Raw genomic sequence first — 8803 nt, forward strand, 5'->3', positions numbered from 1 at the left:
CCCTTACTCCAGTAATTTGCGTATTTCTTTTGTCAGTTCCTCCGTAAATCCCAGGTATTCCGCAATTCTCACTGCATCTCCTGTGGCTTTAGATCCATCCCATTTTTCCAATGAATAATCCATTTTTTCCTGCAGTCTGTCCACAAGAACATGACTGTTATCCACACTTTTATGGATGCCTTCCCCAAAAGAATGCTCTTTGAGTCCCTTTACCTGATATCTATAGATTCCCATCAGTTCGTGCAAATCAAAATGTGTGGCCACCAGAAGAAAATGGTGCCTGTTCTTGAAATGATTGAGAAGTCCCCCTACAATGGCTGTTCCTTCCACTGGGTTTGTTCCTCTGGCAGGCTCATCCAAAATGATCAAGGAAGGCATCTCAGAAAGAGAGCTCAGGATTTCGCCTATTTTCAGCACCTCTCCACCAAAAGAAGACAGTCCTTGACGCACTTCTTCCTGATCATCGTGAAGAAGGTGCACTTCCCTGAAAAAGGGACAGGACATCTCTTCTGCAAAAGGCAGAAGTCCATATTTCACCAGAACAGCATTGAGATGGATGGTTTTTAAAGCCATGCTTTTTCCACCCATATTCGCTCCTGTGAGTGCAGTGCTTCCAGGTTTCAGTTCAATGGATATCTTCGTCATTTTCTTTCCGCGTTTTTCCAGTAGATGCTGAAAATACGGATGCCAGGCTCCCTGCATGGTCATCGGAATGCTGCTGCTGAGCTTCGGCAGTGCGCACCCATATTGCTTTGCAACCCTTGCCTTTGCCAGAAGAAAATCCATCTGCCCAAGAACTTCCATCGAATGATACAGCTTATCGGCTTCTTTTGAAACAGCTCTAGAGAGCTCTTTTCTCACTTGATACTCGGCTTCTTCTTCTTTTTGGAGCAGAACTCTTCTTTCCAGGAGAAGTGCATTCTTTTCTTCTTCGCTTTTCACCTGACGGATTCTCTTTTCCATGGCTCTTTTTTCTTCCCGGACCCATCGGAGTCTCTCATCATACTCCTCATAAATATAAAAAGTACTTAGGTTTTCTCCCTTGGGATCCAGCAGCTTTGTGAGATGTGGGAGTCTTACAGGAAGAAGATCCTCTTCCTCAAATACCTTCCACAAAGCCTCTACTTTATGCATTCTCTGAAGAAAATACTTCAGTTCGAAAAGATCCACCACAGTCAGCACCTGATTCTTTGACGCAGCATCCACCAAAGCTTTGATATCTTTCAGCTCCCTCAGATAAGAAAGGAGCTTTTCACAAGTCTCTTCCAGTTCGACGACTTTCACCGAGAACTCTTTTGTTTTTTTCAGCTCTTTGGATAGCTCTTCCTGAGCATCGTAAACTTTAAGATTCCTTTTCTTCTGGGTGCCAAAAGGACTGACCGTATCGATGAGTCCCATCACAAAGGAGAATCCTTCCATTTCTTTATGCTTCTTCATTTCTTCTCCTCCTTTGCAGATCCTTCAGAGATACCACTGGCAAAGCGGTTTCTTTTCCGATGAGCTGCATCAGTTCTTCTGAAGGTATCTCCAGCCCTGAAGTCTCATAGGGATTAAAAAGAATCCGCTCCACTGACACAGTCTGTTCTGCGGTAACAGTGATTTTTCTGAGATTCAGTTTTTCAAGCATCTCATGACTGACCAGAAGCTTGGTAGGGTCTTCCAGGATCAGTTCCACACTACTGAATAAAGCTTCTGAGAGCAGCTTAGCAAGAAGACTGTCCGTAACAGCTCCTTTCAAAAAAACTGCTTCTGTTTTTTCTGTAAATTTCTCCAAAATCTCTTGTCCGAGTTCCATGGCCAGGTAACCGTCAACCTTTTCCCACTCGCCGTTGCAGATAAATGCTCGACATTTCTCCATGGGTAAACATCTTTCTGTCTTTTTCATGGTTAGCCCATAGACAGCATCCACTGTTTTTTCCAGCACCTTCTGTGGATCTCTGCTGATATTGACGCCTGTGCATAGTACTGTGCCTTCGGTAGAAGTGGCGAAGGACATTCTCGACAGTGCCCCATCCACAAGGAATACCGCCTGTGGTTCAATCCTTCTAACAGCACATTCCAGTAGTGACAGATCTTTTTTTCTGGAAGGACCTGCAATTTCCACAAATCCATCGGAAAGAGCCCTGAGCAGAATAATTCTGCCCAAGGCACTGTATAAAGGCAGCACTTCCAAAATCTCCATGGTAATATCACAGCGGCCTAGAAGCTCTGTACTGGTTGCAATAAGGGTACCTTCATAAACATAAATCCGTGGTTTCTTGGAACTTGTCACCAGATCCTTCTCTTCCCCGTCTCTGCCAATGGAAGTTATGGCCAGAACCTTGTCCTTAGCATGGATTCTTGCTTCCTCAAGGAGTTCATTGAGGAAAGAAGTCTTTCCCGTATTTTTTCCAAGCCCTATGATGGACAGGGAGGACTTCTCAAAGAGGTCTTTCATGTCAGCTTCTAGCCTTCCTAAGAACCTCGGCATTTCCAATACTCATCTGATCTCCTTCTAAAAGTGCGGAAAGGCCAATATTCTCCACCCTCTTCTCCCCTTTACAGACCTCACACTGGCAGGACTCTTCATAGTGATCCGGTTCCGTATAAGTGGTGATGACTCCTTCAAAATTTCTAAGAACAACTTTATGAACTCCTTGGCTGATGACATAGTTGGGCATGACAGGAATCTTTCCACCTCCACCAGGGGCATCCACCACAAAGGTCGGTACACTGAATCCGGAGGTATGACCGCGAAGACCTTCAATAATTTCTATGCCTTTGGATACGGGTGTTCTAAAATGCTCCAGTCCCATGGAGAGATCGCACTGATAAATATAGTAGGGACGTACTCTCATCCGTACAAGTCCATGAACAAGATCTTTCATCACGTGCACGCAGTCATTGATCCCCCTCAGAAGGACGGACTGATTTCCAAGCGGAATTCCAGCATTGGCCATGCGTTCGCAGGCCGCTTTGGACTCCTCTGTGATTTCTGACGGATGATTGAAATGGGTGTTCAGCCAGATCGGATGATATTTTTTCAGCATATTGACCAGATCATCCGTAATTCTCTGTGGCATCACCACAGGCACTCTGGTTCCGATTCTGATGATATCCACGTGGGGGATTTCTCTGAGCTTCTTGATGATGGCTTCCAGTCTGATATCACTCATGAGAAGCGCATCTCCTCCTGATAGGAGCACATCTCTCACTTCTGGTGTTCTTCTGATATAATCGATGGCTGCATCAATTCTGGAATTGCTCATGGCATTGTCGGTCTGTCCTGCAAATCTTCTTCTGGTGCAGTGTCTGCAGTACATGGAGCATTGGTCCGTGATCAGAAGGAGCACACGGTCCGGATATCTGTGCGTCAGCCCTGGTACAGGTGAGTCCTCATCCTCGTGAAGCGGATCCAGGAGATCTGCTTTTGAGTTCAGTATTTCCATGGCGGAAGGTACCGCCTGAAGACGAACAGGATCCAGATGGTTCTCTTTATCCATCAGCGTCAAATAGTACGGTGTGATGGCCATTCTGAGTGTCTTTGTGGCTTTTAGCGCCCCCGCTTCTTCTTCCACAGTCAGCGGCAGATATCTTTTCAGTTCATCTACCGTTTCAATTCTATTCTGAACTTGCCAGAGCCAGCTGTTCCATTTTTCATCCGGCACGTCCGGAAACATTTCTTTTCTGTTCATCTCTGCAAATTTATTCATGATACTCCCCCTTGTACTCATTCCCTACACGTATAGCTGTTCAAAAATTTTTCTCAGCGCTTCTGATTCTCTCAGCTCCTGAAGTGTAATTTCCGCATGCCCTTTTGTATACCCATTTCCAACCATCATTGTCACGTCTTTGCCTACCCCCTCAGCCCCCAGTGCTGCTTTGGTGAAGCTGGTGGCCATGGAGAAGAAATACACAATCCCTCCGTCCCGTACCGGTAAAATGGTGCTCATTTCTGTGTTTTCTACATTCACCACATTGATCGAGATGTCGTATTCTTTCCCATCATTGTGGGCCAGTGCTTTGTTCAAAACCTCCACGGGTTTTGTGGCATCCGATGCAAAGGCTTTATGACAGAACCTGTTTTTTCTCAGTATATCCAGTGCTTCTTCACGAAGATCTGAACAGACCACATTTCCTGTGGGTCCCACTCTCTTCATGGCCTCATAGGCACACATCATCCCGGATTTTCCGCTGGCTCCAAGAATGAGTACAGAATCACCTGGCTTCACCATTTTAGCTACCTGAGCAGGCGCACCGGCTACATCTAGTGCTGCTAAAGCCAGATTTTCCCCCATATCTTCTGGCAGCTTCGCATAGATTCCTGATTCAAAGAGGATTGCTTTCCCCTTGATTTCCACCCGGTCAATCTCTGGCTGAATGGCAAGAATCTCATCAATCTTCAGAGGCGTCAGCGATAAGGAAACCAGTGTTGCAATCTTGTCTCCTTCCTTTAATGCAATCTTCCCCTTAAGGTCTTTTCCTATTTTCTCTATACGTCCAATGAGCATTCCTCCTGAGCCTGTCACAGGATTTTGCATTTTTCCTCGATCGGAAACAATTTCCTGTATCTTTGCTGAAATCTTCTCCACATCATGCTCCGCTTCCCGCTCTATCTGCGTGAAACTTGCAGAATCAATATTAAGAGCCATCACATCAATGAGAATCTCATTGTCATAAATCTCCATACTATTGTCTATCCTTCTTGCAGCCTGCGGTAGAACCCCCTGTGGCTCCAATACCCGGTGTGTTCCGAACTTGCATCCAGCTTTGTTTGTCATAGCCTTCTCCCCCACTTCCATTTACTTCGTCAGCCCTAGTATTCTTCTTGCGTCTTTTGGTGTGGCAATCTCTCTGCCTAGAATTACTGAAAGATCGACAATCCTCTTCACAAAATCCGCACTGGATTCAGCCAGTTCCCCTTTTCTCAGGTAGATGTTGTCTTCAAACCCTACACGAACATGCCCTCCTAAGAGGATGGCCATGGTATTTAATGACAGCTGATGTCTACCGATGCCTGAAACAGTGAATGTGGCATTTTTCGGCAGGGATTCTGTAAGATATAGAAGATCTCTTGGTTCTCCTGATATACCACCATTGACGCCCATAACCAGATTGAAATGAAGAGGCTCCTTTATGAATCCTTTCTTCGAGAGCCGCAGCGCCATATCGATCATGCTCTTGTCAAACACCTCACACTCCGGCTTGATTCCTCTTTCAATCATTCTCTGACCAAACTCTTTGATCATATTCTCTGTATTCACAAAGATCTCATCGCCACCAAAATTCAGTGTTCCGCAATCAAGAGTCGCCATTTCTGGGTGAAGCTCCAAGGGCTGAAGCCTCTCATCTGCAGTCATGCCTACCGCACCACCGGTGCTTGGCTGAATGATCACATCTGGACACACTTGACGTATCGCTTCCATGCAAACCTGATATCTTGCTTTGCTCTGGGTAGGGGTGCCATCATCCTCACGAACATGAAGATGTATGATTGAAGCTCCTGCTTCATAGGCTTTTCGGGCTTCTTCCCTGATTTCTTCTACTGTATACGGAACATTGGGATTATGCTCTTTTGTTACTTCCGCACCGCAAATGGCCGCTGTGATGATGAGCTTCTCCATTATTCATTCACTCCTCTTTGTTTCTCAATGGGAGTGACGCAAGTTCCCACCGCTCTGCAGACAACAATGGGTTCAGAAAGAACTTCACAGGCAGACTCACTGATCTCAGGTCTTGGCACAATCACTTTTCTGGCTTCAAACTCCATCTTTCTTGAGGTTCTGCCTTCAGAAACAATTCTTCCCACTGCTTCTATATAGTCACCGGAATAGACCGGTGCAAGAAACTCCACTTTTTCGTAGGCTCTGAAGAGTCCCTCATCCCCATCTCTTCTGATGAGAAGTTCTGTTGCCACATCACCAAAAAGCATCAGCATTTTGGCTCCATCCACCAGTCCTCCCCCATAGTGTGCATCATGGGCACTCATTCTCATACGGATCACTGCTTCCATGTTCCTTCCTCCTTAAAAATCTGATTTCTGCTGAAAAAAGACCAATAAAAAAAAGCACTTTTATGTTTCTTATAAACATAAATAGCGCTCCATGTAGTTCTACATGACAGTGATAGGCTTTGTGCCTTTTCACCAGGAAATACAGAATAGGCCCTCTTCTGTCTTCCTTCGGCAATCTGCTATTCATGGCAAAAGAAGGGCTTCATACTTTGCCATTACCTTCAGACCGCTCCTCTATTTGAAAGGTCGTCTTTATTCACTATGCAGTTACTTATTCATTATAATCTGTAATCGTTTAAAAAATCAATATATAGTCATTTTATTCAGATGAATTTATTTATCTGTTATTTTTATGGCAGCTATATTGAAAAAACAGCTGTAATGTACAGATTCTTTCATCACTTTTCATGTAGAAAGAACACTTTTCTTTTGATATACAAAGAATTTCACTTTACTTCAATTGATTTAAACAGAAACGGCAGATGAAGTCACATCTGCCGCTATCTTGGTATATCTTTCATTGGAACTGCATCAAAGCATTGGTTTGTTTCCTCTTAACAATCTTTGCAACAAAAAATGTCTGATAGAATCCCCTAAAACTGTCACTTCATAACACTACTGAAAAGCACTGGTGAGCATCTCTTCCAGTTCATCTTTTGTCAGCACTATCGGATTTCCTTTCATGCTGCTTGCCCCCATGGACTTTTCAATGATTTCGGGAAAATCCTCTTTCTTCATACCAAGGTCCTTGAACTTTGGGATGGAAAGATGGTTACAAAGATCCATAACCCAGTTCATTCCATCCTCGATGGATGCATTACGGTCTCCAGTTAAAATTTCTGAAATCTCTTTATATCTTTCTAAAGCTCTGTTGTCCTTTTCCCGTTCTTCCAGCGCTTTCACGTTGGTTTCAAAAGAGTAGGGCAAAAGGCCTGCACATACAATACCGTGGGGAATTCCATACATTCCTCCGATGACCCCAGCAAACCCATGTACAACACCAAGTTTTGCATTGGCCAAGGCTATCCCACCAAAGAGGCTTACGAGAAGCATCTCTTCCCTTGCATCAATATCCTCTCCTCTGTCAAAGGCTTTTCTTAAAGAACGCGCGGCCAGTCTCATCCCTTCTTTACAAAATGCATCTGTCATAGGGTTGGATAAGTGTGACACAAACGGCTCTATCACCTGTGTCAGGGCATCAAGCCCCGTGCTTGCCGTAACGGATTGAGGCATGCTCATGGTAAGAATGGGATCAAGAAGCACCAGATTCGGGTACATATATGGACTGCGCAAACTTACCTTAACCTTATGAAGATCTGAACTGATCACAGCATTTTTTGTTACTTCAGCTCCGGTTCCTGCTGTAGTTGGAACAGCAATACAAGGTGCAGATGGACTCTTTAGGCTCTTGCCTTCACCAATCACTTCTACATAAGAGAGGATTTCTCCCTCATTTGTCATCATAGCTGCAATGATTTTTCCCGCATCAATGGCGCTGCCTCCACCACAGGCAATGACCATATCACACTTTTCACTTCTGGCAAGATCCAGCCCGACTTTCATGGTATCCAGGCTAGGTTCAGTATAAACCTGAAATCTCGCAGACTCTATGCCCTCATTCTTTAAGTATTCTTCAATACTGGCCGCATTCTCTGCTCTGCCTCCGGTTACAACGAGCGCTTTCTTCCCGAATGGCTTTGCAAGCTTTCCAATATTTTTCAATCCATTTTTTTCAAAGAGAATTCTATCCGATGTCATAAACTCAAATTTATTCATATTACTTTATCACCTTCAGCCTTCCATGATTTTTACAAGTACCTGTCTATTCCTAGGACCATCAAACTCACAGAAGAATATTCCCTGGTATCCACCAATAACCAGTTCTCCCTCATCGATGATCATTTCCAGCGAGAAATTGAACAGACTGGATTTGATGTGCGCTGCCGCATTCCCTTCTTCATGGGTGTACTGATTTTCAAAAGGGATCAGATCATTGACGGACTTTAGAATGTCATGCATGAGATTGGGATCAGAGAACTCTGTTATGGTCACTGCACCTGTTGTATGAGGTACGAACAGCAAGCATATTCCAGACTTCACTCCACTCTTCCTTACAGTCTCTTGAATCTCATGAGTAATGTCTATCATATCGGTTCTGCCACGAGATGCTACTTTTAATTTTTCCATAATTGTCCTCCAACTTTAATTTGTATTTATTTACATTTCACCTTCATCCCCATAATACCACTATTGTTATCTTTCATGGATAACGTTCTTCTGGAATGTCGTAAATAATTTAAGAACAATTACCTTCGGCACGTACTCACAACCTCACTGATCTGTTTCATTTATTTATTTTTACACGCAAAAAAGTCCTCAGTATAAACTGAGGACTAATGGCTCCGCGAAGAGGACTCGAACCTCCAGCCTATCGGTTAACAGCCGAGTGCTCCACCATTGAGCTATCGCGGAATAATACATCTGGCGACGACCTACTTTCCCACAGGGCTTCCCCTGCAGTATCATGGGCTCCTTGAGGCTTAACCGTCGTGTTCGGAATGGGAACGGGTGTAACCCTCAGAGATATAGACACCAGATATGTGGTTTTAGAAAGATCTGCATCTTTCAAAACTGCATACAGAGACTGTAAAGAATTTAAGTTGTTCTTTTTTTTGATTAAGCCCTCGATCTATTAGTATGAGTAAGCTGAATACATTACTGCACTTACACCTCTCACCTATCAACCTCGTGTTCTTCAAGGGATCTTACTGACTTACGTCATGGGAAATCTTATCTTAGGGTAGGCTTCAC

General features: G+C 44.2%; 8 protein-coding genes, 1 tRNA gene, 2 rRNA genes and 1 riboswitch. All 11 genes read right to left on the reverse strand.

Translation table 11 applies throughout. The features are described 5' to 3' along the window. Positions 1–3: 3 nt before the first annotated feature. Positions 4–1437 carry a lysine 5,6-aminomutase reactivase ATPase KamC gene (locus BM243_RS14275; RefSeq protein WP_074913171.1) on the reverse strand — a complete coding sequence of 478 codons (1434 nt, stop codon included), beginning with the start codon at positions 1435–1437 and terminating at the stop codon, positions 4–6. Next, positions 1424–2470 carry a lysine 5,6-aminomutase reactivase subunit KamB gene (locus BM243_RS14280; RefSeq protein ID WP_143093603.1) on the reverse strand — a complete coding sequence of 349 codons (1047 nt, stop codon included), beginning with the start codon at positions 2468–2470 and terminating at the stop codon, positions 1424–1426. Before BM243_RS14280 ends, BM243_RS14275 begins: the two co-directional genes overlap by 14 nt. Next, a complete protein-coding gene (gene ablA / locus BM243_RS14285; RefSeq protein ID WP_242943575.1) occupies positions 2439–3692 on the reverse strand; it encodes a lysine 2,3-aminomutase in 1254 nt (417 codons plus the stop codon). Before ablA ends, BM243_RS14280 begins: the two co-directional genes overlap by 32 nt. Before the next feature lie 24 nt (positions 3693–3716). Further along, the gene (locus BM243_RS14290) at positions 3717–4760 is read right to left on the reverse strand and encodes an L-erythro-3,5-diaminohexanoate dehydrogenase (RefSeq protein WP_074913176.1); all 1044 of its coding nucleotides are present in this window, start codon (positions 4758–4760) and stop codon (positions 3717–3719) included. Positions 4761–4781: 21 nt separating this feature from the next. Next, positions 4782–5603: a 3-keto-5-aminohexanoate cleavage enzyme gene (locus BM243_RS14295; RefSeq protein ID WP_074913178.1), complete on the reverse strand. Its 822-nt coding sequence runs from the start codon at positions 5601–5603 to the stop codon at positions 4782–4784. Beyond that, entirely contained in the window at positions 5603–5992 is a 390-nt protein-coding gene (locus BM243_RS14300) for a 3-aminobutyryl-CoA ammonia lyase (RefSeq protein WP_074913180.1), read from the reverse strand. The genes BM243_RS14295 and BM243_RS14300 overlap by 1 nt, the downstream gene beginning before the upstream one ends. Positions 5993–6066: 74 nt before the next feature. Continuing rightward, a riboswitch (Lysine riboswitch) is annotated at positions 6067–6237 on the reverse strand. Positions 6238–6607: 370 nt separating this feature from the next. After that, positions 6608–7768, reverse strand: coding sequence for an iron-containing alcohol dehydrogenase (locus BM243_RS14305; protein WP_074913183.1), 1161 nt, complete (start codon positions 7766–7768; stop codon positions 6608–6610). A 15-nt stretch (positions 7769–7783) separates the two neighbouring features. Next, positions 7784–8179 (reverse strand): secondary thiamine-phosphate synthase enzyme YjbQ, encoded by a 396-nt coding sequence (locus BM243_RS14310; protein ID WP_074913186.1) that lies wholly within the window; start codon positions 8177–8179, stop codon positions 7784–7786. Positions 8180–8389: 210 nt separating this feature from the next. Beyond that, a tRNA-Asn gene (locus BM243_RS14315) sits at positions 8390–8464 on the reverse strand. Between the two features lie 7 nt (positions 8465–8471). Beyond that, a 5S ribosomal RNA gene (rrf, locus tag BM243_RS14320) occupies positions 8472–8589 on the reverse strand. 75 nt (positions 8590–8664) lie between these two features. After that, a 23S ribosomal RNA gene (locus BM243_RS14325) occupies positions 8665–8803 on the reverse strand; the annotation flags it as partial.

The sequence above is a fragment of the Proteiniclasticum ruminis genome (assembly GCF_900115135.1).
Lineage (GTDB): Bacteria > Bacillota > Clostridia > Clostridiales > Clostridiaceae > Proteiniclasticum > Proteiniclasticum ruminis_A.